The organism is Streptomyces sp. NPDC020898, assembly GCF_044333925.1.
In the GTDB taxonomy this organism is placed as follows: Bacteria; Actinomycetota; Actinomycetes; order Streptomycetales; family Streptomycetaceae; genus Streptomyces.
Window position 1 is genome coordinate 303,542 of sequence record NZ_JBIRRV010000005.1, and the last position, 23,979, is coordinate 327,520.

The window sequence follows — 23,979 nt, forward strand, 5'->3', positions numbered from 1 at the left end:
CGACCGGGGCTACTCGGCCCACTCCTCGTACGACGACCAGGCCCGTAGCACACGCGGGCTGACTATCCGGTGCTCGCGCCCCGTGACCGGATCGGTGAACTCCAGGACCCGCGCCAGCAGTTGGAGCGGGCGCCGGAAGTCACCGTCCGCCACGGGGCCGGTCACCACGGGATAGAGGGGATCGCCGAGGATCGGCACCCCCAAGGTGCTCATGTGCACCCGGAGCTGGTGCGTCTGCCCGGTGCGGGGTCTCAGTCGATAGCGAGCCAGCCCGTCGTCCCGTTGTTCCAGCAACTCCACGTCGCTGACGGCATTGGGCTCGCCCTCGACCTCGCGCGCCGCCATGACCCCACGCTCCTTGACGATCCGGCTGCGCACGGTGCGCGGCAGTGCGAGCGACGGATCGTGCAGGGCGACTGCCTCGTATTCCTTGGCGATGAGCCGGTCGCGGAACAGCGACTGGTACGCGCCGCGCTCCGCGGGGCGCACAGTGAACAGGACCAGCCCGGCGGTGAGCCGGTCCAGGCGGTGGGCGGCGCCGAGCGTGGGCAGGCCCAGCTCCCGGCGAAGCCGCGCAAGCGCGGTCTCCGTGACATGGCTGCCGCGCGGTGTCGTGGCCAGGAAGTGCGGCTTGTCGACGACGACGACGTGCTCGTCGCGGTACACGACGTTCAGCGCGAACGGCACCGGCACCTCGCAGGGCAGTTCCCGGTGGAACCACACGAACATGCCCGGCACGTACGCCATGTCACGCGGTACGGCACGCCCGTCGGCGTCCACGATCAGCCCTGCGTCCAGCATCCCGTCGATCACCCCCGCTCCGGCCGCGAGTCGCTCCACCAGATGATCACGCACGGTCGCCCATTCCGCCCCCTGCGGCAGCTGCACCCGCACCGGATCGACCCCGTCGCGCTGCGGCAGGGGGGAGGGGGGAATCGGGCTTCTGCGTCTCATCGCGATCAAGCTTACGAGGGGGCACTGACAGCGGAGGTGCGAGCCGGTCGGCCTTGTTCTCGGGTCGGTAGAAAGCCGGACTTCCACGGACCGAGGCCGGTACAGATACGGTGTGCCCGCCCGCGCTCCGTTGGCAGAATGCGGGCCGTGCCTTTCCTCACCAGCGCAGTCCTGCCCGCCGGAACATTTGCCCGAACATTTGCCCAGCGCCCACAGCACACCCTGGCCACCGGTGACGGCCCGCTCCTGCCCATGGTCCGCAAGGCCTTCGAGGACCCGCTCCTGAACCGGTGGCACATCCGACGGTCCGAGTCGGAGAGCGAGGTGCGCGGTTGGCTCGGCGGGTGGCTCAAGGCCTGGTCGGGCGAGGACAACGCACGGTGGGCCGTCACCGACGCGGACACCGACCGGCTGCTGGGGCGTGCGGCGCTGCGGGCATCGTGCTTGCCGCCGGCTGCGCCGAACTCGCCTACGGGACATGGACCGCGCTGTGGGCTCGGGGCCAGGGTGTCGCCCCGAGTGCGACGGCGATCCCGACTCGCTGGACCCTCGACGAGATCGGCTTCCACCGCCTCGAACTCCTCCACGCCGTCCGCAACGAGGCGTCCTGCCGGGTGGCCACGAAATCCGGCTTCGCTTTGGAGGGCACCAAGCGCCGGGCCCTCCTCCATCCGGACGTCCGGCGCGACATGCACCTGGACGCGCGTGCAGAGCGACTGACGCTACGCGCGCGTAGCGAGCTGTTCCGGTCTCTGACTCAGCTCGGCCGCCGCTCAGACCCCGATCGCAGAGGGGGCGCGCGTCCTGATCGGGCGACTGCTCAAATGTGAGTGCAACACATTCACGCTTGAATCAACGGCGGCCACTTCCGGTCTGCACCGAACTGCGATGTGATAGAGGGTGTATCGCCGAAGGTGGCGCGTCTGTTCGCGCCACCGTGGAAGGGGCAGCCCGTGGTGCCACGCGTCCCGTTATCGCCCACCGCGGCCGCCACTGCCTCGGCCCTCTTGGCGCGCGCCCGTGCCCGGGCACGCCAACAGCCCAAACGGACATGACCTACGGCCGGCCGGCCGATCCGCGCAGCGTGGCAGGGCAAGGAACTCCTGCGCGACCTCCTGGTCCTGACCGTCACCCGCAGGCACGTCACCCCCGACCGCTCCGCGATCTCCGCCGCCCGCCACCGCTTCTTCGCCCATGTCGCCGACCACGCTCACCTGCCCGAACTCCTCACCTCGGCGAGACCGTCGAGCAGTGGTGGAACGGCCTCGAGACCTACTTGACCACCGGCATCACCAAGGCCGCCGCGGAGGGCAACAACTGCCTCATCAAGCTCGCAGCACGTAACGCCTTCGACTTCCGGAACCGAGCGAACCAACGCCTCTGCTCACGCTGTGCAACCACCCGACGGAACCGACGGGAGGCACGCCCCCACTGAATTCGAAGTCCCCATCTGCTGCCCCGGCGTCTGCCGCACCACGGTGGTCTCACGCCGGCCTGGAGGATGCGCTGCCCCGGCCTGCTGAGGCCGAGCTCCGCCGGTTGACTCTGCTGTGGGAATCGGGGCCATCCGTCGGCGATGTGGCTGGCCACATGCTCTTCCCGTCCGGGAATCTACTGCGGCCGATGCTGCTGCACTGCGCCCCCGCATCGCCACTGGTTTGCCGGATTGCCGGGTGCACCTGTTGTCGTCCGGGGAGTTTCCCCGGGTTACCTCGAGAGCCCGTGCGCGGCAAGGCGGCGCAGCACATCTCGCGAGGAAGAAGCCGATCAGAAAGAGGTGCTCAGCATGGACAAGAACGCGATGGGCGCGTGCATACGCCCCGCCGCGAGAGGGGATTTGCGGGACGGGGTAACGGATCGCGTTCACGCTCACCTCCGTGGCACTCAGGACAGCCTGACCACACCCTTTGTGGTGCGGGAGAACACCTGGGCTCGTGACGTCTTCGCCGCGTCTGTGCAGTGGATGCAGGAGCACGGGCTACTGACTGGCGAACGGCGTCGGTGGCTGGAGAAATGCAACATCGGGGCGCTGCTCGGTCTGACCAATCCGCACACGGACCCCCACCTCCTCCGGCTTGCCGGGGACTGGTACGTATGGCTGTACGCCTTTGACGACGGTGTGTGCGATGAAGCGTTCACTGGTGCCCAGGCGTGGGACATGGCCCATCTGACACTGCGACTCAAGCGATCCGTGACGGGCTTCGCGCCGGGCGAGGAGCCCGAAGAGAACTACGCGCGTGCTCTGTTCGACCTGCGGTGCCGTATCGCCGAACATGCGACGCCCGCCCAACTCGTCCGCTGGGCGGAAGCAGTCCGTGACTACCTGAACGGGCAACTGTGGGAATCCATGTACCGCGCCACCGGACAGACTCCCGCTCTGGACGACTACATCACGATGCGTGAGTCAGCTTCCGGCTGTCTGACCTGCTTCGCGCTCTTACCCTTACTCAACCGCTACCACCTGTCTGAAGAAGAACGCGCCCATCCGGACGTGGAGCAGCTCTCCCGCTCCGCCAACCGAATTATCGCCTGGGACAATGACCTGTTCTCCTACTGGAAAGAGCAGGGAGACCACTCGGCGTTTGCCAACCTCATCACCGCAGTGGCACAGCAACAGCAGTGCGAGACCGCTGTGGCTATCACCTACACCCGAAAGCGGCGCGACGACGAATTGGCCACGTTCCTGCGCACCGAGAAGCGTATCGCCCGACACCTCAGCACGGAGGGAAGGAGTTATATCGCTAATCTCAGGAATTGGGTGAGTGGAAGCCTGGAATTCCACAAGACGAGCCGACGCTTCGCCGCGATGCCCCGCGCCGTGCACCTCTGATCCCTCGCAGCCCCAGAGATCCCTAGCCGACGCGCAGAGAGAGCCGGGGCGCGGGTCTCTGGTTCAGGCAGGTCCGAACTTCAGCTGTTCACACCCCAGGGAGGAACACATGACTAACCGGGCCGGCATTCCTCGGGCGCCAGGATCCTTTCCGCTGATCGGCCACGCGCCGTCCCTGTTGCGTTCCCCGCTGCCGTTCCTCAGCTCGCTGGCTTCGCACGGCACGCTGGTACAGGTCCGAATCGGCCCCATGGTGGCCCTGGTCGTGTGCGACGCACAACTGACACGTCAAGTCCTGCTCAACGACAAAGTGTTCGACAAGGGCGGCCTGCTGTATGACCGGGTCAGGGAGGGATTCGGCAACGGGCTGGCCTTGTGCCCGCATTCATCCCATCGACGTCAACGCCGCTTGATTCAACCAGTCTTCAACCGCGGAAGCCTAGCCCAATATGCCGACACGATGACTGAGGTGATCTACTCGACCATCAATGGATGGGTGGACGGACAAACCATCGACGTCCTCGCGGAGATGCAGGAGGTCACTGCGCGGACCATCGTCGCCTCGATACTGGGCCAGACCTTCACGGAACATGAGCTTTCCGCAATGCTTCGGGACTTCGGAACACTGTCCCGCGGCAGTTACCGGAGAATGTTTCTGCCACCGGCCATGGCGAAACTCCCCACTCCCGGCAACCGGAGCTACCGCGCTGCGCGAGCCCGCGTCCGTCAAGCGCTGACCGCAGCCATCCATACGCGTCGCACCGGGGCTACTTCCCACAAGGACCTCCTGGGAGCGCTCCTTGAGACATCGCAAGAGGGAGAGAGGCTGACGGACGACGAGGTGGTCGACCAGGCAATGATTTTCTTCTTCGCCGGCATGGAATCCACCGCAGCGACACTAGCCTGGTCTCTGCATCTCATAGCCGCTCAGCCAGACATCGAAGGCGCACTGCACAGAGAAGTGGACGCCGTGCTGGCCGGGGCGTCGGCTACTGTCGGTTTTCTGGCCGACCTGGCATACACCCGAAACATCATCACGGAAACCCTACGAATTTACCCCCCCGGCAGTCTTTTCACTCGCGTGACCACCACCCAAACAGATTTGGGCGGCTACGAGATAGGGATGGGGACGACGATTATCTGCAGCCCCTACCTCGTACATCATCAGCCCGCAAATTTTTCCGCGCCAGACGTCTTCGACCCGAGCCGCTGGAACGATACGCTGCGGACCGAGGCGGAGAGGGCAACGTTCATTCCTTTCGGCGGAGGTCCCCGCAAATGTATCGGGGACAATTTCGGCATGATGCAAGCCGTTCTCGCACTGGCCGCCATCGCATCCAGGTGGAAACTCAGCCCTGTTCCTGGAGCCAAGGTGCGTGCCGGAGTCCGGACTGTCATAAATCCGCAAGGACTGCTGATGACTGCAGCATCGCGGTCCACCCATGACGGGTCTTCGAATTCAGTGGGGGTGCGGGGGCGAGTGTGACGCAGGTCAAGGATGACCAGGCAGGCGGATCGGCGGTGTACGTCGTGACGAACGAAGAGTCCGCGGGGGCCTACCCGTCGTGCGGGGTTTTCTCCACCCGGCTGAAGGACTACCTCCCCACCGCCCCCGGGCGCCTGTCCTGCGGCGGGCGCCCGGTGAGCATCGGCGGGCGCAAGGCACGCTGACAGTGCGCCGAACGCGACAGTGACCGCCGCTCGTTCACCGAGTCCATAGGCCAGGTGCCCACGCGGTTGCGTACGACCGGGATCTGGGCCTGTCCTGGCCGATCGTGCAGCACTGCTTCGAAGACTGCGCCGCGAAGCAGTGCTGCCCAAGGAGCCGCCGGTGACCGAGTCGATCGGGATCGACGAGACCCGACGGGTCCAACCGGTGTGGAAGCCTGACTCGGACACGTAGAAGTGGGAGCTTGTCGCGGATGCCTGGCACATCGGCTTCGTCGACGCGATCGGCGGACGCGGACTGTTCGGCCAGGTCGAGGGCCGCAACGCAGCGTCGGTCGCCGACTGGCTGAGCACCCGGCCCGCCGCCTCACGCGAGCAGGTCCGCTACGTCGCCATCGACGCCTCCGGAACCGAGCGAACCAACGATTCCGCTCACGCTGTGCAACCACTCGGCGGAACCGACGGACATGACGGCAGCCGTGATCGAGTTGGTGCTGGGGTTCCTCCCGGTGGTAAGCGCGGACACGACGGCGACGGCGATCAGCTGGATTCTGAGGGCACTGCCGGCGGTGCCCCTTCCTCCGCGATGTGCCCTCGATATGCCCTCTGCCACCGATACAGGCACCCCAGTCCCACCGTGACCCCCAAGAACAACACCGTGAACCACTGGAAGTACCAGTGCCCGCCCGCCGGGTCGTACACCGCCGCTCGCGGCCAGGCCAGGTTGACGGTCATGAAGAGGCCGTAGAGCAGGGCGAGGGCGTTGACGGGGATGCCCCAGCGGCCCAGCGAGAAGAGGGGCTTGCCCGTCTCGTCCGTGCCGTCCGCGTGGAACGTGCCGCGCAGGCGCTGGACCAGCATCGGGCCGGTGACCATCGCGTACGCCAGGTACAGCATCACGATGCACGTGGTGCCGATGGCCAGGAACGCCTCCGGGGACGCGAAGTTGAGGAGGAGAAGGGCCGCCGCCAGGACGCCGACGACGAGGGCCGGGGCGCCCGGCATGCCCGTGCGCGGGTTGACCTTGGCGAGGCGGGCCGAGAACGGCAGCTGGCCGTCGCGGGCCATCGAGAACAGCATCCGGCAGGCCGACGTCTGGATCGCGAGGGTCGCCACCGTGATGGCCACGACCACGTCGGCCAGCAGGGCGCGGCCCACGCCGTCACCGAGGCTGCTCGTCAGGACGTAACTCAGGCCCTCGACGCTGAGCCTGCCGTCGGTGAGGCTCGGGGCGGCGAGCAGGCCGGCGAGGATGATCAGCCCGCCCAGCAGGCCCGCGGAGGCGAGCGCGGCGAGGATCGTACGGGGCGCGGTACGCCGGGGGTCGCGTGTCTCCTCGCTCATCTCGCCCGCGCTGTCGAACCCGATCATCACGTACGCCGCCGTGAACGAGCCCACCAGCAGCGCACCCAACAGGCCTGGCTCCAGCGCCGTACCGGTGTGGAAGGTGATGCCGGGAGTGCGCTCGGAGTGGGTGAACAGAAGGACGATGATCAGGACGGCGCCGATGATCTCGGCGGTCACGCCGACGCGGTTGATCAGTGACATCACGCGGTTGTCGATGACGTTCACGAAGGTCGTCAGGGCCAGCAGGATCACGCCGAGGATCGCCGCGTTGGCCGCGCCGCTCGCCGACGTCGGGGCCGGGTCGTCGCCGACCAGCTGGAAACCGGACCAGATCGCGGGCATGACGACCTGGAGTGCGAGCGCCGCCGCGGCGACCACCACGATCTGCCCGATCACCATGATCCAGCCGGCGAACCAGCCGAAGGTGAGGTTGGAGAGCCGGGACGACCACTGGTAGATCGCGCCCGAGATCGGATAGCGAGCGGCCAGTTCCGCGAAGCACGCGGCGACCAGCAACTGGCCGATCAGCACGGCCGGCCAGGCCCAGAAGAAGACGGGGCCGCCGAACGCGTACCCGAAGGCGAAGAACTGGAAGACGGTCGTCAGGACGGAGATGAAGGAGAATCCGGCGGCGAACGAGGCGTACCGGCCGAGGCTGCGGTGCAGCTCCTGGCGGTAGCCGAACTCGGCCAGGGAGCCGTCGGCGGACGGCTCCTGCGGATCGGGACGTAGGTCGGAGGGAGCGGTCGTGGTCACGGCGGCACCTGCCTTCGGCGCGGTATTCCTGTCGGGTGACAGAAATTAGGGATGCGCTGTTTCGCAGGGATGTCGCGGCCGTGTCGAGGCGGGGCCCAAGTCCTCACGTGCCGACGGCGACCCGGCAATGCGACGAGGCTCGCCGGGATGATATTGCTCGGAAAGGGTGTTCGAACGGCGCCTTCGAGACATCGCGCAGATGTCTCCCGGGGTGCGCGCGACCGGCCTCGACCCGCCCAACTGGGCGATGGTGGCGGGGAGTTCGATGGAGCTGGGCACCGTGGACCCGTAGTTTCCGCTCCGCGCGTCACGCGGAGCGCTCTACGGGCCCCGGAATCTCAGTCGGCTGTCGGTGCGGCGGCCTCCTGCTCTGCCTCCACCTGTGCGTTCCACTCCGGCTTGGACGCCTGCCAGCCGTCCTCGTTGTGGCCGAGACGCCAGTAGCCGGAGATCGAGAGGTCCTCGCGGGGGATCTCGAGCTCCACCCGCAGCAGCCGGCGCAGGTCCTTCACGAAGGCGGCCTCGCCGTGCACGAAGGCGTGTACCCGGCCCGCGGGGAACTCCAGGGCGCGTACGGCCTCGATGAGGGCCTGGCCCAGGGGGCGTTCGCCGCGGTGCAGCCAGACGACCTCCACGTCGGAGTTGATCTTCTGCTCCTCCTCGGGGCCGGCGATCTCCACGAACGCGCGCGCCTTGGCGCCGTCGGGGAGGGCCTCCAGGGTGCAGGCGATCGCGGGCAGCGCGCTCTCGTCGCCGACGAGCAGATGCCAGTCGGCGTCGGGGTTGGGCGCGTAGGCGCCGCCGGGGCCGCCGAAGGCCACCGTGTCGCCCGGCCGGACGCGCATCGCCCATGGGCCGGCCAGGCCCTCGTCGCCGTGCAGGACGAAGTCGAGGGTCAGCTCACGCAGTTCGGGGTCCCAGGCGCGCACCGTGTAGGTCCGGGTCACCGGCCACTGCTCGCGCGGGAACTCCTCGCGGATGCGCTGCATGTCGAAGGGCTGCGGGTAGGTGACGCCCTCGGCCGGGAACAGCAGCTTCACATAGTGGTCCGTTCGGGTGCCTGCCGAGAACTCGGCGAGGCCGTCGCCGCCCAGCACCACGCGCTGCATGTGCGGGGTCAGCCGCTCGGTGCGGACGACTTGTGCGGAGTGGGTCTTCGGAGCCCTGCGTTCCGGGCGCTCTGCCATGACGGCCTCCCTGTTACCTTTGCTTAGGCTTACCTAAGTTAGCATCTCTCCCTGGGAAATCCCTGTTACCCGAGGCAATTGGTTTCGTGGCCATGTCTCAAAACGAGAGCGGCGTTCTCTGTGGCGAGGATGTCGTTCTCTCCGGGCGAGGGTGTCGTGCCTGGTGGTGAGGCACGAGTACATCGTGCCTCGCGCCGGAGAAACGGTGCCTCAGCTTCCGAGTGTCGTGAGCAATCTCTCCAACGAACCCCCAAGTCCCCAGCGGGCGGCGAGCGCTTCGAGCGCCGCGGGGTCGCGAGGAGTACGCGGCACCGCCGTATTGACGTCCGGCAGCGGGACATCGCCGGCGACCAGGACGACCTTGGGCGCGACCTCGACGTACGGCCGTGACTCGTCGAGCCGTTTCCGCTGCGACGGCGTCAGCTTCGCCTTCGGGTCGTCGACCGCGGCCATGATCCCGGCCAGGTCGCCGAACTCGGCCAGCAGCTTCGCGGCCGTCTTCTCGCCGATGCCCGGCACGCCCGGCAACCCGTCGCTCGGGTCGCCGCGCAGCAGCGCCAGATCCGCGTACCCCTTCCCGTCCACCCCATACCGCTCGCGCAGCCACGCCTCGTCGGTCAGTTGCAGGCTGCCCACGCCCTTCAGCGGGTACAGCACACGCACCCCCCGCGCGTCGTCGACCAGCTGGTACAGGTCCCGGTCGCCGGTGACGATGTCGACCGGGCCGTCGGCGCGGCCCGTGAAGGTACCGATCACATCGTCCGCCTCGTACCCCGAGACGCCCACGCGCGCGATCCCGACCGCGTCCAGGACCGCCTCGATGACCGGCACCTGGGGCGACAGCGTGTCCGGCACCTCCTCCTCGTCCGGACCGACCTCGCGCTCCTCGGCGACGCGGTGGGCCTTGTACGAGGGGATCAGGTCGACCCGCCACTGCGGACGCCAGTCCGCGTCCATGCACGCCACCAGGTGATCCGGGTGGTGGTCCCTGACCAGCCGGTCGATGAATTCGAGCAGCCCGCGCACGGCGTTCACCGGCGTGCCGTCCGGAGCCCTCACGGAATCCGGGACGCCGAAATAGGCGCGGAAATAGAGCGAGGCGGTGTCGAGAAGCATCAGTCGTCCGGTCACGCCTCGCATCATGCCGTACACCACTGACAGCCACCCCGCGCGCCGCCTTCCGTCGCCCCGGCGGGCCCGCGCAAGGGCCCCGCCGTTCCATCTGCGAAGGCCTTGTGAACTGGCCCACTCGACCGTTTGCCCATGTCGGGCAGGGGCAGGCGCGACCAGGAACGAGCCCGGTTGTTCGCGCAACCGTGGCAACCGAGGAGCACGACCGAGGAGCACCCTTGTCATCCAGGCTTGAGGCCGAGCATCTGTACAAGGTGTTCGGCAGACGACCCGAGGACGCGGTGAAACGGCTCGAACAGGGAGCCGACCGCGAGGAACTGCGCGACGACGGCACGACCGCGGCCGTCATCGACGCGTCCTTCGCCGTGGAACCGGGCGAGATCTTCGTCGTCATGGGCCTGTCCGGCTCGGGCAAGTCCACGCTGCTGCGCATGCTCAACGGCCTGCTGGAACCCACTGCCGGACACATCCGCTTCGACGGCCAGGACCTGACCGCACTCGGCGACCGCGAACTGCGCGAGGTCCGGGCGAGCAGGATCAGCATGGTCTTCCAGCACTTCGCACTCTTCCCGCACCGCAGCGTCCGCGAGAACGCCGCGTACGGCCTGAGCGTGCAGGGCGTGCCCCGCGCCGAGCGCGAGCGCCGCGCCGACGAGGCGCTCGCCCTGTGTGGCCTGGCCGGCTGGGAGGACTCGTGGCCCGACGAGCTGTCCGGCGGTATGCAGCAGCGCGTGGGCCTGGCCCGGGCGCTCGCCACCGACGCCGACCTGCTGCTCATGGACGAGTCGTTCAGCGCGCTCGACCCGCTGATCCGCCGTGACATGCAGGACCAGCTCCTGGAACTCCAGCAGACCCTCAAGAAGACCATCGTGTTCATCACCCACGACCTCAACGAGGCCATGCGCCTGGGCGACCGCATCGCCGTCATGCGCGACGGCCGCATCGTCCAGACCGGCACCGCGCAGGACATCCTCGTCCGCCCCGCCAACGACTACGTGGCCTCGTTCACCAAGGACGTCGACCGCTCCCGCGTGCTCACCGCGGCCGCCGTCATGGACCCGCAGACACGCGGCGACGAGGCCGACTGCGGCTGCGCGACCGCGACGCCCGACACGCCGTTCACCGAACTGTGCGCGCTGAGTGCCCGCCTGTCCCACCCGGTCGCGGTGCTCACCGCGGACCACGAACTGGTCGGCGTCGTCCCGAGACAGCGGCTCGTCGGCATCCTCGGCGACCAGCAGGGGGACCCCGCGCCCTGCGACAGCCCGCGCGACGCCCGGGACGGGAAGGTGACCGCCGGTGCCTAGGCTCCAGCTCGGCGACTGGGTCGACGACGGCGTCAGCTGGCTCGTCGACCACATGTCCTGGCTCTTCGACGCCATCAAGGCGGTCGTGGAGGGCCTGTACGACGGCATCGACGCGGTGCTCACCGCCCCCGAGCCGCTCCTCCTGGCCGGCATCCTCGCGGTGGCCGCCTGGTGGCTGCGCGGCCTGGTCGCGGGCGTCCTCGCCTTCGCCGGATTCGCGCTCATCGACTCGATGGCCCTGTGGGACCGGGCCATGTCGACACTCTCCCTGGTGCTCGTCGCCACCCTGATCGCCCTGGTGATCTCGCTCCCGCTGGGCATCTGGGCGGCCCGCTCCAGGACGGTCAGCGCCGTCGTACGCCCCGTCCTGGACCTGCTCCAGACGATGCCGTCGATGGTGCTGCTGATCCCGGCGATCCTGTTCTTCGGCATGGGTGTGCCTGCCGGAGTCGTCGCGACCCTGATCTTCGCCCTCGCCCCGGGCGTACGCATGACCGAACTCGGGATCCGGCAGGTCGACGCCGAACTCGTCGAGGCCGCCGAGGCGTTCGGCACCCCGCCCCGCGACACGCTGCTGCGCGTGCAGCTGCCGCTCGCGCTGCCGACGATCATGGCGGGCGTCAACCAGGTCATCATGCTCGGGCTGTCGATGGTCGTCATCGCCGGCATGGTCGGCACCGGCGGTCTCGGCGGCGCCGTCAACGAGGCCATCGGCCAGCTCGACATCGGCCTCGGCTTCGAGGCGGGCCTCGGCATCGTCGTCCTCGCCATCTACCTCGACCGCATGACCGGCGCCCTCGGCGCGCAGATCTCCCCGCTGGGCCGCCGCGCCGCCGCCAAAGCCCGTACCGCGGGCACCCCGAAGCTCTGGAACCACCGTCCCCGCCCGGCGATCGCGCTGGCCGGCGTGGTCGTCCTGGCACTCGTCGCGGGCGGCCTCGGCATCTTCGGCTCTTCCTCGCAGCCGGCCCAGGCCACCGCGACGGACGTGGGCCGGGGCAAAAAGGTCACCATCGGCTACATCCCCTGGGACGAGGGCATCGCCACGACGTTCCTGTGGAAGGAGCTCCTGGAGGAGCGCGGCTTCGACGTCACGACCACCCAGTACGCGGCCGGCCCGCTGTACACCGGCCTCGCCACCGGCCAGATCGACTTCCAGACGGATTCCTGGCTGCCCGTCACCCACGCCGAGTACTGGAAGAAGTACGGCGACCAGCTCGAAGACCTCGGCAAGTGGTATGGCCCCACCTCCCTGGAGCTGGCCGTCCCCTCGTACGTGAAGGGCGTCGACTCGCTCGCCGACCTCAAGGGACAGTCGTCGAAGTTCAACGGCCGGATCGTCGGCATCGAACCGAGCGCCGGAATGATGGGCCTCCTCAAGGACAAGGTCCTGGGGGAGTACGGCCTCGACGGCGAGTACGACGTCGTCGACGGCTCCACCCCGGCCATGCTCGCCGAACTCAAGCGCGCGTACGCCAGGAAGGAACCGGTCGTCGTCACCCTCTGGTCGCCGCACTGGGCCTACAGCGACTACGACCTGACGAAGCTCAAGGACCCCAAGGGCGCCTGGGGAGAGGGCGACGGCGTACACACCCTCGCCCGCAAGGGCTTCGCCGCGGACAACCCCGAGGCCGGCACCTGGCTGAAGAACTTCTCCATGACCGAGCGACAGCTCACCGGTCTGGAGGCGCAGATCCAGCGGTCGGGCAAGGGCAAGGAGCAGGACGCCGTCCGCACCTGGCTGAAGGCGAACCCCGGACTCGCCGAGAAATGGGCGCCGATCGACGGCTCGGAGGGGAGGAACGCGGCCCAGGGGGTATCGAACAACTGAGGGAGCCGCTCAGGAGGGGTGGGTCGCATCAGGAGGCACGCGCGTGTGCGCGGGTGCCTCCTGTGGGGCCCACCCCTCGCGGCGTTCCCGGACGGACACGTTCCACGTAAGAAAAAGATCCGGACAACCACGGAGCGCTACGCCGTCCCCCCGACCGGACCGCCCTGTCGGCGGCTCCCGCTGGTCAGCTTCCTCACTCACGCGCGCGCAGTGCCGTCAGGAGGGCTCGGACGGCTCATCCACTGGCGCGAACCGTGAGGGTTGTGCGCGACGCGAGGTGACACCGATGCGACGGGCGCATGAAACGGTTTGCCGAACATGCGTAGGGTGCAAGGAACTCATCAGAGAACGCGTCGTACGTGGTTCGGGGGCGATCCGGCGAACAGCCGCCGAACACGCGGCGCGATGCGCTGTGATGGGGCGTACGGAGACGGGACGCGACGACGAGCCGAGGAGGGAGCCGGAGCTATGGGCGACCACAAAGAACAGCCCCTGCGGGTGGGCGCGGCCGTCCGGCGGCGGCGCCGGGCGCTGGAACTCACCCTCGCCGTCGTGGCCGAGCGCAGCGGCCTGTCGGTGCCCTTCCTGAGCCAGATCGAGAACGAGCGGGCGCGGCCCAGCCGCAGCTCCCTGGAGAAGGTCGCCGACGCCCTGCGCACGACCGCGGTCGAACTCCTCGCGGCGGCCGACCCGGCGTGCAGCGTCGACGTCGTCCGCGCGGACGCCACCGAACCGCCCCCGGACGAGCCCCGGGTGCGCTCCCTCATCCGCGGCCACCAGCAGCTGCACGCCATGGAGTTCACCGGCGACCACGATGCCGGCCGCGAATTCCAGCACCGCAACGACGAGTTGATGTACGTCGCCGACGGCGCCGTCGAGATCGAGGCGGAGGGCCGCGCACACCGGCTCGGCCGCGGCGACACGCTGTACCTGACGGGCGGGGTGCGCCACCGCTGGCGGGCGACCGTGCCGGACACCCGGGTGATCGTGGTGGCGGTGGCCGAGCACATCGAGGCGGTGCAGGACGGGCGGCGCTGAGGACCTGATGCGCTGAGGACCCGACGCGTTGAGGTGCTGAGGTGCCTCTCCGGCCCTCGATGTCAGACCCCACCGCCATACTGGCGACATGTCCGGCACCTCTGCGTATGCCTTCGACGACGCCTCCGAACACGCGGGCGGCCGTTTCGCTGCCCTCCGTACCGGCTACGAACCGGTGTTCGCCAGTTGGGGGACGCGGCCATGAGGGTGATCTCGTTGGTGCCGTCCCTGACGGAGGCGGTGGCGGTCACGGTACCCGGCGCTCTCGTCGGGGCGACGGACTGGTGCAGCCATCCCGCCGACCTCGGCGCCGAGGTCGTACGGATCGGCGGCACCAAGAACCCCGACGTCGAGCGGATCGTCGCGCTCGCTCCCGACCTGGTCGTCGCCAACGAGGAGGAGAACCGCGAACCCGACCTCGCGGCACTGCGCGCGGCAGGCGTCGAGGTACTGCTCACCGAGGTGCGGGACGTGCCGCAGGCGTTGCGGGAACTGGAGCGGGTGGTGACGGCGTGCGGGGCGAGGACGCGACCCCGGTGGCTGGACGAGGCCGAGGCGGCCTGGTCGGCGCCGGAGCGGTGGTGGGGGACGGCCGCGGGCGCTCGTACGACCGCTGTCGTGCCGATCTGGCGGCGGCCGTGGATGGTGCTGGGGCGGGACACCTTCGCGGGTGACGTGCTGGCCCGGCTGGGGGTCGACAACGCGTACGCGAGCCACGCCGAACGCTATCCGCGCATACCGGTCGAGGAGTTGCGGGCCGCCGTGGCATCGGGGGTGGTCGTACTGCCGGACGAGCCGTACCGCTTCACCGCGGAGGACGGGCCCGAGGCGTTCGAGGGGCTGCCCTGCGCGCTCGTCAGCGGGCGCCATCTCACCTGGTACGGGCCGTCGTTGGCGGCGGCACCCCGGGTGCTGAGCGAGGCCCTGCGAGCAGCTCACCGCTGACCAGACCGCGGACGGTACGGCTCGCGGCGCCGGCCCAGGCGGCGACGAGCAGGACGTACAGGGCGACCGCGAGAGCGTCGAAGGCGACGAGCCCGGTGTGCCGGGCGAGGCTCGTGGCGCCGGTGACACAGGTGCCCACAGGGAAGGTGAAGGCCCACCAGGTCATCGCGAAGCCCATGCCCCGGCGCCGGGCGCGCAGCACCAGCGCACCGGCGAACGCGAGCCACAGCAGGGCGAAGCCCATGACGGGAACGCCGTAGGCGACGGCGACGGCCGAGGCAGCGGTGTGCGGGATGTGGACGACGCCGGGGGCGAGGTCGGCGAAGTTGCCGGCGGCGGTCGTGGACTGGCCGAGCGGGCCCAGGACCAGGAAGAGGGTCGGGGTGAGGACGAGCGGCAGCGGACCGGCCGTGACGAGCCGCGCGAAGACGACCGGCAGCATCACCAGCGTCGCGAGCAGGCTCAGCGTGAACATGCCGACACAGGCGAACAGCAGGGTCCGCTGCCACTGCCCCGGCGGTAGATGGGGGACGAGCAGCGGGCCGAGCGCCGCGGACACCATGGGAGCGACGACAGGGAGCAGCCATACGGGGCTCACCTGTCCCGGGCCGGATCGGCGGCCGGGGCCGCGGACGACGAGGAGATACGGGACGGCTACGGCGGCGACAAGTGAGACGACCGTCCCGGCGGTGAACAGGACCGCGTCCAGGGCGAGGGCGGCCGGGACGCCGATCCAGTCCCGGCCGACGGTGAGGGTGCCGCCGCCGACGGCCGTCAGGGCCATGGCGAGACAGCCGTAGAAGGGTGCCGTCGCCGGGTCGAGGAGCTGGGCGCGGGCCTGGTCGCGGTGGTGGACCCAGTGCAGGGCACGGGCGCCGAGGAGGGTCAGCAGCAGGGCCAGGGAGAGGGCCCAGACGGCCGTGCAGGCGGTACGCAGTCCCGGGATGCCGTCCGTGCCGGTGAGGCCCGCGCCGGCGGTGCCCACGATGGCGGTGCCCATGACGGGGGCGTACCAGTTGGGGCCGAGGTGGCGGAGGCCGCCGAGGAAGGGCCGGGGGAGGGGGTGCGGATGGGGGAGGAGTCGGCGGGGGAGGGGGACGGCGGGTGCTGCGGTGGCCATGTCCTCACGGTCGCGTGGGGTGAGGACGGTCACCAGGGGGGTTGGGTGAATGAGGGCATAAGCTGGATCTATGGGTGATGGCCAGGGCAGGGGCGTGCAGCCGGGGGGAGTCGCGCGACGGGTCCCGGACCTCGGAGCGATGGAACTGCTGCTCGCGGTGGCGCGGCTGGGGAGCCTCGGGCGGGCGGCGCAGGAACTGGGTGTCACACAGCCGGCCGCCAGCAGCCGGATCCGGTCGATGGAACGCCAGTTGGGCGTGGCCCTCGTGGACCGCTCGCCGCGCGGGTCCCGGCTCACGGACGCCGGTGTGCTCGTCACCGACTGGGCGCGGCGGGTCGTGGAGGCGGCGGAGGCGTTCGACGCCGGGGCGCAGGCGTTGCGGGTGCGACGGGACTCCCGGTTGCGGGTGGCGGCGAGCATGACGATCGCCGAGTACCTGCTCCCGGGGTGGCTGCTCGCGCTGCGGGCGCTCCGTCCCGAGACGGCGGTGTCGTTGCTCGCGGGGAACTCGGCGGCCGTGGCGGAGCGGGTCCTGTCGGGCGAGGCGGACCTCGGCTTCGTGGAGGGCATCGGCGTACCGGGCGGGCTGGACTCGGTGGTCGTGGCGAGGGACCGGCTGATCGTGGTGACGGCGCCGGGGCACGTGTGGGCGCGGCGGCGGAAGCCGGTGGGGGCACAGGAGCTGGCGGCGACGCCGTTGATCCTCCGGGAGGAGGGGTCGGGGACGCGGCAGGTGCTGGACACGGCGCTGGGTGGGCTGGCGCGGCCGCTGATCGAGTTGTCGTCGACGACTGCGGTGAAGGCTTCGGCGGTGGGTGGGGCGGGGCCGGCGGTGCTGAGTGAACTGGCGGTGGGGGAGGAGTTGTCGACGCGGCGGTTGGTGTGCGTGCCGTTGGACGGGGTGCGGTTGGACCGGGATCTGCGGGCGGTGTGGCCGACGGGGCATCGGCCGGTGGGGCCGGCGCGGGAGTTGTTGGGGTTGACACGGAGGTAGGTGTTCCGCCCCCGCCGCCCTTACCCGTTCCCATCCCTGGGGGCTGCCGCCCCCAGACCCCCGCTACGGCCCTGAACGGGCCTTGTCCTCAAACGCCGGACGGGCTGGAAATTGCCGCCCGCACCAGCGCTCCCATTACCCGTACGTCCTCGCCCATCTCCGGATGCCACTGCACCCCCAGGACCCACCCGGAGTCGGAACCCCCCGGTTCCACCGCCTCCACCGTGCCGTCCGCCGCGTACGCCGAAGGCAGCAGCCCCTCCCCGAGGCGGTCCACCGCCTGGTGATGGAATGTCGGGACCGATGTCTCCTCCGGCACCGCCTCCGCGAAGCGGGTCCCCGGTACCGGCTTCACCGTGTGGTGGCCGAAGACCCCCGGGGTCTGGGCGTGACCGTCGATGTGCTGGACCAGTGTGCCGCCCAGGGCGACGTTCAGGAGCTGCATGCCCCGGCAGATGCCCAGCAGCGGGGTACCGGTCGCCAACGCCGCCTCGATCAGGGCCAGTTCCCAGGCGTCCCGGGCCGCGGCGGGCGGGCCGGTGCGCGGGTCGCGCTCCGCGCCGTACCGGTCCGGGTCCACATCGGGACCGCCCGCGATCACCACACCGTCGAGCCGGGCGACCGTCGCGGCGGCGTGTGCCGGGTCGTCCGGCGGCAGCATCGCGGCGATGCCGCCGGCCCGCTGCACGAGCCGCGGATACCCGGCCGGCAGCAGTGCGGCGGGCAGCGCCCATGTGCCCCAGCGCACTTCCGACTCCAGGTACGTGCTGACGCCGATGAGCGGGCGTCGTCCGGTTGCCGTCACGAGGGCCTCCCTGGCATCCAATGGCGCACTACCATACCTTTGCGGATGTTCACGTCAGGAACCCCCGCAGCAGCGCCGCCGTCCCCGAGCAGTGCTCCCGCATCATCTCCCGCGCCCCGTCCGCGTCCCCGACGAGCACCGCGTCCACCAGTGCCGCGTGCTGGCGCTGCGAGTGCTCCAGGTTGCGTACCAGCAGCGGGATGCAGTCCAGCAGGTCGTTCACCGTCGCCCGTACCGCCGCGTACTGCGCGGTCAGCGTCGGGGAGCCGCACAGCTCGGCCAGCGTGAGGTGGAACAGCGTGTCCAGGCGGCGGTAGTCCGCGAGCGGGGCGTCCTGCATGCGGGTCAGCGCCTCCCGCAGTCTCCCCGCCTGCTCGGCGGACAGCCCGTGCTGCGCGCACAGCCCGGCTCCGCCCACCTCCAGCACCTCCCGGAACCGCAGCACGTCCTCGATGTCGACCGCGCTGATCCGGCGCCGCAACTCGTCCTCGCCGCCCGCGCCCGCGTCGCCGCGCGGCAGCACGAACGTGCCGCCGTACCGGCCGCGCCGCGACTCCACCAGTCCCTGGTCCTGGAGCACCTTCAACACCTCGCGCAGCGTCACCCGGCTGATCCCGAGCCGCTCCGCGAGTTCGCGCTCGGCCGGCAGCCGCTCGCCGCCGGGTACCAGGCCCAGCCGTACGACCTGCAGAATCTGTTCCAGCGCCTCCTCGAACCCGTTGCCCGCCCGCACGGGCCGCAGCACCGGCGTCAACCGGTCCTCCAAGCCGCCCTCCGCGTCCAGCGACATGTAGCCGTGCCCCCTTCCCAAGCAATGGTTCTCCGCAATACCTTATGGCTTCCGGCCCGGCCGAAAAAGCGCGCAGAAGCCGAAGGAGCTTTCCCGTGGCAGACCGCACACCCCCGCTCAGCGTCGAGGAGCTGCACACCCTCGTCGCCGGCGGCGAGATCGACACTGTTGTCCTGGCCTTCCCCGACATGCAAGGGCGGCTCCAGGGCAAGCGGTTCGCCGCCCGCTTCTTCCTCGACGACGTCCTGCAGCACGGCACCGAGGGCTGCAACTACCTCCTCGCCGTCGACACCGAGATGAACACCGTGGACGGGTACGAGATGTCCTCGTGGGAGCGGGGATACGGCGACTTCGCCATGCGTCCCGACCTCTCCACGCTCCGCCGCCTGCCCTGGAACGCGGGTACAGCGTTCCTCGTCGCCGACCTCGCCTGGAACAACGGGTCCCCGGTCGTCGCCGCTCCCCGGCAGGTTCTGCGCCGGCAACTGGAGCGGCTCGCCGAGCACGGGTTCGACGCGAAGGTCGGCACCGAGCTGGAGTTCATCGTGTTCAAGGACACGTACGAGCAGGCCTGGGACGCCAACTACCGCGGGCTGACCCCGGCCAACCAGTACAACATCGACTACTCGGTCCTCGGCACCGGCCGCATCGAGCCCCTGCTGCGCCGCATCCGGAACGAGATGACGGCCGCCGGGCTGATCGTCGAGTCCGCCAAGGGCGAGTGCAATCCGGGTCAGCACGAGATCGCCTTCAAGTACGACGACGCCCTCGTCACCTGCGACCAGCACGCCGTCTACAAGACCGGCGCCAAGGAGATCGCCAGCCAGGAGGGGGTCTCGCTCACCTTCATGGCCAAGTACAACGAGCGCGAGGGCAACTCCTGTCACATTCACCTCTCGCTCGCCGACGCCGACGGCACGAACGTCATGGCCGGTACGGCGGCCGACCCCGGCGGCATGTCCGAGGTGATGCGGTACTTCCTCGCCGGGCAGCTCGCCGCCCTCCGGGACTTCTCGCTGCTCTACGCGCCCAACATCAACTCGTACAAGAGATTCCAGCCGGGCTCGTTCGCGCCGACCGCCGTCGCCTGGGGGTACGACAACCGCACCTGCGCCCTCCGGATCGTCGGCCACGGCCGGTCCATGCGATTTGAGAACCGGTTGCCCGGCGGCGACGTCAACCCGTATCTGGCCGTGTCCGGGCTGGTCGCCGCCGGGCTGTACGGCATCGAGCAGAAGCTGGAGCTGCCCGAGGCGTGCACGGGGAACGCGTACACCGGCGAGTACGCGCACGTCCCCACGACGCTGCGCGAGGCCGCCGAGCTGTGGGAGAACAGCCCCATCGCCAAGGCCGCCTTCGGGGACGAGGTGGTCGCCCACTACCGCAACATGGCCCGCGTCGAACTCGACGCCTTCGACGCCGCGGTGACCGACTGGGAGCTTCGCCGCTCCTTCGAACGTCTGTGAGAGGTCTTTTCTTGTCTGACGAACGTGAGTACGAGCATGAGCTGCGCGTACTCAACCCCGCCACCGAGGACATCGTCGCCACCGTCCCCGCCGCCACCCGTGAGGACGTCGACGCGGCCGTTGTACGGGCCACACACGCCCAGACGCGCTGGGCCGCCCTCGCGCCCGCCGACCGCGCCCGGCTGCTGCGCCGCTTGGCGGCCACCGTCGACGAACACCTCGAAGAACTCGCCCAGTTGGAGGTGCGGGAGGCCGGGCACGTCATCGGCAACGCGCGCTGGGAGGCCGGCAACGTCCGTGACCTGCTCGACTACGCGGCGGGGGGAGTGGAACGGCTGGCCGGACGACAGATCCCGGTCGCCGGCGGCCTCGACATCACCATCCTCGAACCGCTCGGTGTCGTCGGCGTCATCGCGCCCTGGAACTTCCCCATGCCCATCGCGGCCTGGGGCACGGCTCCCGCGCTCGCCGCCGGCAACGCGGTGATCCTCAAGCCCGCCGAGACCACCCCTCTGACGGCCCTGCGCCTCGCCGAACTCGCCCTGGCGGCAGGACTGCCGGAGGGCCTCTTCCAGGTGCTGCCGGGCCACGGCCCCGTCGCGGGCAACGCGCTCGTCGAACACCCGGGCGTCGCGAAGATCGTCTTCACCGGGTCGACAGCCGTGGGCAAACAGGTGCTGGCGAAGGGGTCGGCCCTGCTGAAGCGGGTCACCCTCGAACTCGGCGGCAAGAGCCCCAACATCGTCTTTGCCGACGCGGACATCGAGGCCGCAGCGGCCGCCGCCCCCATGTCCTTCCTCGACAACTCCGGCCAGGACTGTTGCGCCCGCACCCGCATCCTCGTCCAGCGCTCCGTGTACGACCGCTTCCTCGAACTCCTCGCCCCCGCCGTCGAGTCCGTCCTCGTCGGCGACCCGGCCGACGAGAAGACGCAGATGGGCCCTCTGATCTCCAGGGCCCAACTGGACCGCGTACGCGCGTACGTCACCGACGACCTGGCCGGCATCCGGGGCGAGGCGCCCGCGGGCCCCGGCTTCTGGTTCCCGCCCACCGTCCTCACCGACGTCGACCCGCACGCGCGCGTGGCCGTCGAGGAGGTCTTCGGCCCCGTCGCCGTCGTCCTCCCCTTCGACGACGAGGCGGACGCCGTGGCGCTCGCCAACGGCACCGACTACGGACTCTCCGGCTCCATCTGGACCCGGGACGTCGGCCGCGCCCTGCGCGTCTCACAGGCCGTCAGGGCGGGCAACCTGTCCGTCAACTCGCACTCCAGCGTGCGCTATTCGACCCCCTTCGGCGGCTTCAAGCAGTCCGGGATCGGCCGCGAGCTCGGCCCGGACGCCCTCACCGCCTTCACCGAGACGAAGAACGTCTTCATCAGCACGGAAGGCCCCGCACAGTGACCCAGTCGACCGAAGAGAACATCTGCCGACGCCTGGTCGGCCGTACCGCCGTCATCACCGGTGCCGGCAGCGGCATCGGCCTCGCCACCGCGCGCAGGCTCGCCTCGGAGGGTGCCCACGTCGTCGTCGGTGACGTCGACGAGACACGTGGCAAGGCCGCCGCCGACGAGGTGGGCGGGATCTTCGTCAAGGTCGACGTCACCGACCCCGAGCAGGTCGAGGCGCTCTTCAAGACGGCGTACGACACCTACGGCAGCGTCGACATCGCGTTCAACAACGCCGGTATCTCGCCGCCCGACGACGACTCCATCCTGGAGACCGGCCTGGAGGCCTGGAAGCGCGTCCAGGAGGTCAACCTCACCTCCGTCTTCCTGTGCTGCAAGGCCGCGATCCCCTACATGCGGCGCCAGGGCAAGGGCTCGATCATCAACACGGCCTCGTTCGTGGCGAGGATGGGCGCGGCCACGTCCCAGATCTCGTACACCGCGTCCAAGGGCGGCGTCCTCGCCATGTCCCGTGAACTGGGCGTGCAGTTCGCGCGGGAGGGCATCCGCGTGAACGCGTTGTGCCCCGGTCCGGTCAACACCCCGCTTCTCCAGGAACTGTTCGCCAAGGACCCCGAGCGGGCCGCCCGCAGGCTCGTCCACATCCCGGTCGGACGGTTCGGCGAGGCCGAGGAGATCGCCGCCGCCGTCGCCTTCCTGGCCAGCGACGACTCCTCCTTCGTCAACGCCACCGACTTCCTGGTCGACGGCGGCATCGCGGGCGCGTACGTGACGCCCCTGTAGGCAACAGCCGTACGGATTCCGGGTTCTGGAACACGTACGCAATCCGTTCGGGGCGCGCCCTACAGTGCCGCTATGAGCACGACGCCCCCGCCCGGCTGGTACCGCGACCCGTCCGCCCCGCACGTCGAACGCTGGTGGGACGGCACGGCCTGGACCGAGCACCGGCGCGCACCCGAAGCGCCCGCACCCCCGCCGCAGCCCGGCGGGGGTGCGGGCACAGGCCGCGCCAGGGGCCCCGCCCTCGCGGCCGCGGCGGGCGTCCTCGTCGCCGCGATCGTCATCGGGGCCCTGGTCCTGAGCGGCGGCGACGACACGGGCACGAAGGCGAGTACGGGCAGCACCGGGACGAGCACCACCCCCTCGCCCGCGCCGACCACCTCCGTCCCCGATCAGCCACCGTCGTCCGCTGCCGCCGCCGACGACCCCACACTGGTCACCGACGAGCTCAACGGCATCACCTTCCCCCTCCTCGACGGCTGGGTCAGGCCCGAGTTCGTCGCCGAGGACAACGTCGTCATGACCACCGACGGCACGTACGACTGCCCGGGCGACCCCGGTGTCTGCCGCCACGGCCGGGTCATCTCGCGGACGGTCACCGAGAACGCCGAAACGTCCCCCGAGGCCCTGGCCCGAGCGGACATCGCGGACGCGGCCGACGACGCGTACGACCGTGACCTCGTCGGCAGCAGGCCCTTCGGCGGGCTCACGTCCCACCGGGTCGTGGGCTCGGGAACGGTCGCCGTCGCGGGCCGCGCCGGGTACTTCGTCCGCTGGCGGGTCACCACCGAGACAGGGCCCGGCGGTTACGTCCAGTCGCTCGCCTTCCCGACCACCGTCGGTACGGGGGCACCCGTCATCGTCCGGTTCGTCTTCGACGCGGGCACGGACGGGCCACCGCTCGCCGACCTGGACCGGATCACCAAGGGCATCCGCCCGATCGGCGACACGGACACCGGCGGGGGAGTGGGCAGCAGCATCGGCCCGTCGAACTGACCCGGAGAGCAGGGGAGTTGGAGGTACGGGAACGTGTGTCCCCCCGGTACGTCAGGGCGGCCGCCTTCATGCCAGGCCGCAGCTGGTCGCCGACGGGCAGACCGTCGACGGGCGGGCCGAGCAGCGGCGTCCGCACCTCACCCGGCAGCCGGTCGGACAGCTGCCGCGCGCACAGACAGCCCGGCGCCCCTGTCATCGCAACGGGCCCGGTCAGCGGCGCGCGCAGCCATGAACGACGCCTGCCGGACCTGACTACCGCAGGGCAGGGGGGACGATCCGGGCAGATGCCCCGGTGCCGCGGACTGGTTCCCGCGCTGTCGGTGTCAACCCGTAGAGTGACGCTTCACGCAGGGGAGGTACCACCGCGCGCGGACGTTGTGCGCCCGGATGGCTGCCCGCCCGCGCGGGTATGCGTGCCCGGGACGGCCGCGTCCCGCGCCGCACGGACTCCGCCGACCCTGCCACCGGTACGACGAAACGGGGGGTGCATGAGCACGGAAGCGCGCCGCGCCTCCATCCCCCCGCGTCCGACCACCCCACCACCACCACCGGCCGAGCCACCGGTCACAGAGGACGCGGACGGCACGGCTGCTGGATCTCCGCCGGGCGCAGCGGAGGGTGCGGGG

Annotated in this window: 20 protein-coding genes and 1 pseudogene; 14 read left to right on the forward strand and 7 right to left on the reverse strand. The window is 70.1% G+C overall.

Annotation, left to right across the window (positions count from 1 at the left end; all coding sequences use genetic code 11):
- Positions 1-9 precede the first annotated feature (9 nt).
- Positions 10-954 carry an RluA family pseudouridine synthase gene (locus tag ACH4TV_RS18670; protein ID WP_398399321.1) on the reverse strand — a complete coding sequence of 315 codons (945 nt, stop codon included), beginning with the start codon at positions 952-954 and terminating at the stop codon, positions 10-12.
- A 138-nt stretch (positions 955-1,092) separates the two neighbouring features.
- Between ACH4TV_RS18670 and ACH4TV_RS18675 the strand changes: the two are divergent.
- The 5 genes and pseudogenes from ACH4TV_RS18675 to ACH4TV_RS18695 all read left to right on the forward strand — a co-directional run.
- Positions 1,093-1,661: pseudogene (locus tag ACH4TV_RS18675) on the forward strand (GNAT family N-acetyltransferase); the annotation flags it as partial.
- Between the two features lie 344 nt (positions 1,662-2,005).
- Complete coding sequence (locus tag ACH4TV_RS18680; RefSeq protein ID WP_398399323.1) at positions 2,006-2,389, forward strand: transposase; 384 nt, start codon at positions 2,006-2,008, stop codon at positions 2,387-2,389.
- Between the two features lie 351 nt (positions 2,390-2,740).
- Positions 2,741-3,784 carry a hypothetical protein gene (locus ACH4TV_RS18685; protein ID WP_398399325.1) on the forward strand — a complete coding sequence of 348 codons (1,044 nt, stop codon included), beginning with the start codon at positions 2,741-2,743 and terminating at the stop codon, positions 3,782-3,784.
- A gap of 109 nt (positions 3,785-3,893) precedes the next feature.
- Positions 3,894-5,270 carry a cytochrome P450 gene (locus tag ACH4TV_RS18690; protein ID WP_398399327.1) on the forward strand — a complete coding sequence of 459 codons (1,377 nt, stop codon included), beginning with the start codon at positions 3,894-3,896 and terminating at the stop codon, positions 5,268-5,270.
- Positions 5,271-5,314: 44 nt separating this feature from the next.
- Positions 5,315-5,455: a hypothetical protein gene (locus ACH4TV_RS18695; protein ID WP_398399329.1), complete on the forward strand. Its 141-nt coding sequence runs from the start codon at positions 5,315-5,317 to the stop codon at positions 5,453-5,455.
- 537 nt (positions 5,456-5,992) lie between these two features.
- Here ACH4TV_RS18695 and ACH4TV_RS18700 read toward each other — a convergent pair.
- From ACH4TV_RS18700 to ACH4TV_RS18710, 3 genes are all read right to left on the reverse strand, one after another.
- Positions 5,993-7,555: an amino acid permease gene (locus ACH4TV_RS18700; RefSeq protein WP_398399331.1), complete on the reverse strand. Its 1,563-nt coding sequence runs from the start codon at positions 7,553-7,555 to the stop codon at positions 5,993-5,995.
- Between the two features lie 338 nt (positions 7,556-7,893).
- Complete coding sequence (locus tag ACH4TV_RS18705; RefSeq protein WP_398399333.1) at positions 7,894-8,742, reverse strand: siderophore-interacting protein; 849 nt, start codon at positions 8,740-8,742, stop codon at positions 7,894-7,896.
- 210 nt (positions 8,743-8,952) lie between these two features.
- On the reverse strand, positions 8,953-9,882 hold the full coding sequence (locus ACH4TV_RS18710; RefSeq protein ID WP_398399761.1) for a 5'-3' exonuclease H3TH domain-containing protein: 930 nt from the start codon (positions 9,880-9,882) through the stop codon (positions 8,953-8,955).
- Between the two features lie 209 nt (positions 9,883-10,091).
- On the opposite strand from ACH4TV_RS18710, the gene ACH4TV_RS18715 reads away from it, so the two are divergent.
- The 4 genes from ACH4TV_RS18715 to ACH4TV_RS18730 all read left to right on the forward strand — a co-directional run bounded on the left by ACH4TV_RS18715 (position 10,092) and on the right by ACH4TV_RS18730 (position 14,994).
- Positions 10,092-11,180, forward strand: a complete 1,089-nt coding sequence (locus tag ACH4TV_RS18715; protein WP_398399335.1) for a glycine betaine/L-proline ABC transporter ATP-binding protein — start codon at positions 10,092-10,094, stop codon at positions 11,178-11,180.
- Entirely contained in the window at positions 11,173-13,011 is a 1,839-nt protein-coding gene (locus ACH4TV_RS18720; RefSeq protein WP_398399337.1) for an ABC transporter permease/substrate binding protein, read from the forward strand. Before ACH4TV_RS18715 ends, ACH4TV_RS18720 begins: the two co-directional genes overlap by 8 nt.
- Positions 13,012-13,479: 468 nt before the next feature.
- Positions 13,480-14,049 (forward strand): helix-turn-helix domain-containing protein, encoded by a 570-nt coding sequence (locus ACH4TV_RS18725; RefSeq protein ID WP_398399339.1) that lies wholly within the window; start codon positions 13,480-13,482, stop codon positions 14,047-14,049.
- A 201-nt stretch (positions 14,050-14,250) separates the two neighbouring features.
- A complete protein-coding gene (locus ACH4TV_RS18730) occupies positions 14,251-14,994 on the forward strand; it encodes a helical backbone metal receptor (RefSeq protein ID WP_398399341.1) in 744 nt (247 codons plus the stop codon).
- Here ACH4TV_RS18730 and ACH4TV_RS18735 read toward each other — a convergent pair.
- Positions 14,921-16,114, reverse strand: a complete 1,194-nt coding sequence (locus ACH4TV_RS18735; protein ID WP_398399343.1) for a TDT family transporter — start codon at positions 16,112-16,114, stop codon at positions 14,921-14,923. The two genes, ACH4TV_RS18730 and ACH4TV_RS18735, sit on opposite strands and share 74 nt — an antisense overlap.
- 70 nt (positions 16,115-16,184) lie before the next feature.
- Here ACH4TV_RS18735 and ACH4TV_RS18740 point away from each other — a divergent pair, with 70 nt between their 5' ends.
- Positions 16,185-17,108: a LysR family transcriptional regulator gene (locus ACH4TV_RS18740; protein WP_398399345.1), complete on the forward strand. Its 924-nt coding sequence runs from the start codon at positions 16,185-16,187 to the stop codon at positions 17,106-17,108.
- An 88-nt stretch (positions 17,109-17,196) separates the two neighbouring features.
- On the opposite strand, the gene ACH4TV_RS18745 is transcribed toward ACH4TV_RS18740, so the two are convergent.
- Together ACH4TV_RS18745 and ACH4TV_RS18750 are read right to left on the reverse strand one after the other, a co-directional pair.
- Positions 17,197-17,913, reverse strand: coding sequence for a gamma-glutamyl-gamma-aminobutyrate hydrolase family protein (locus ACH4TV_RS18745; protein ID WP_398399347.1), 717 nt, complete (start codon positions 17,911-17,913; stop codon positions 17,197-17,199).
- A gap of 49 nt (positions 17,914-17,962) precedes the next feature.
- The gene (locus tag ACH4TV_RS18750) at positions 17,963-18,703 is read right to left on the reverse strand and encodes a FadR/GntR family transcriptional regulator (protein WP_398399349.1); all 741 of its coding nucleotides are present in this window, start codon (positions 18,701-18,703) and stop codon (positions 17,963-17,965) included.
- A gap of 95 nt (positions 18,704-18,798) precedes the next feature.
- Between ACH4TV_RS18750 and ACH4TV_RS18755 the strand changes: the two genes are divergently transcribed.
- The 4 genes from ACH4TV_RS18755 (at position 18,799) to ACH4TV_RS18770 (ending at position 23,353) form a co-directional block, all read left to right on the forward strand.
- Entirely contained in the window at positions 18,799-20,169 is a 1,371-nt protein-coding gene (locus tag ACH4TV_RS18755) for a glutamine synthetase family protein (protein WP_398399351.1), read from the forward strand.
- An 11-nt stretch (positions 20,170-20,180) separates the two neighbouring features.
- Entirely contained in the window at positions 20,181-21,572 is a 1,392-nt protein-coding gene (locus tag ACH4TV_RS18760; protein ID WP_398399353.1) for an aldehyde dehydrogenase family protein, read from the forward strand.
- On the forward strand, positions 21,569-22,360 hold the full coding sequence (locus ACH4TV_RS18765; protein WP_398399355.1) for a 3-oxoacyl-ACP reductase: 792 nt from the start codon (positions 21,569-21,571) through the stop codon (positions 22,358-22,360). Before ACH4TV_RS18760 ends, ACH4TV_RS18765 begins: the two co-directional genes overlap by 4 nt.
- A 72-nt stretch (positions 22,361-22,432) precedes the next feature.
- On the forward strand, positions 22,433-23,353 hold the full coding sequence (locus tag ACH4TV_RS18770; RefSeq protein WP_398399357.1) for a DUF2510 domain-containing protein: 921 nt from the start codon (positions 22,433-22,435) through the stop codon (positions 23,351-23,353).
- Positions 23,354-23,979: the final 626 nt, after the last annotated feature.

Bases quoted from the DNA above. Each gene is read 5' to 3' on its own strand.
- ACH4TV_RS18670 (WP_398399321.1), bottom strand. From the start codon at position 954: ATGAGACGCAGAAGCCCGATTCCCCCCTCCCCCCTGCCGCAGCGCGAC.
- ACH4TV_RS18680 (WP_398399323.1), top strand. From the start codon at position 2,006: ATGACCTACGGCCGGCCGGCCGATCCGCGCAGCGTGGCAGGGCAAGGA.
- ACH4TV_RS18685 (WP_398399325.1), top strand. From the start codon at position 2,741: ATGGACAAGAACGCGATGGGCGCGTGCATACGCCCCGCCGCGAGAGGG.
- ACH4TV_RS18690 (WP_398399327.1), top strand. From the start codon at position 3,894: ATGACTAACCGGGCCGGCATTCCTCGGGCGCCAGGATCCTTTCCGCTG.
- ACH4TV_RS18705 (WP_398399333.1), bottom strand. From the start codon at position 8,742: ATGGCAGAGCGCCCGGAACGCAGGGCTCCGAAGACCCACTCCGCACAA.
- ACH4TV_RS18710 (WP_398399761.1), bottom strand. From the start codon at position 9,882: ATGCGAGGCGTGACCGGACGACTGATGCTTCTCGACACCGCCTCGCTC.
- ACH4TV_RS18725 (WP_398399339.1), top strand. From the start codon at position 13,480: ATGGGCGACCACAAAGAACAGCCCCTGCGGGTGGGCGCGGCCGTCCGG.
- ACH4TV_RS18730 (WP_398399341.1), top strand. From the start codon at position 14,251: ATGAGGGTGATCTCGTTGGTGCCGTCCCTGACGGAGGCGGTGGCGGTC.
- ACH4TV_RS18735 (WP_398399343.1), bottom strand. From the start codon at position 16,114: ATGGCCACCGCAGCACCCGCCGTCCCCCTCCCCCGCCGACTCCTCCCC.
- ACH4TV_RS18740 (WP_398399345.1), top strand. From the start codon at position 16,185: ATGGGTGATGGCCAGGGCAGGGGCGTGCAGCCGGGGGGAGTCGCGCGA.
- ACH4TV_RS18750 (WP_398399349.1), bottom strand. From the start codon at position 18,703: ATGTCGCTGGACGCGGAGGGCGGCTTGGAGGACCGGTTGACGCCGGTG.
- ACH4TV_RS18770 (WP_398399357.1), top strand. From the start codon at position 22,433: ATGAGCACGACGCCCCCGCCCGGCTGGTACCGCGACCCGTCCGCCCCG.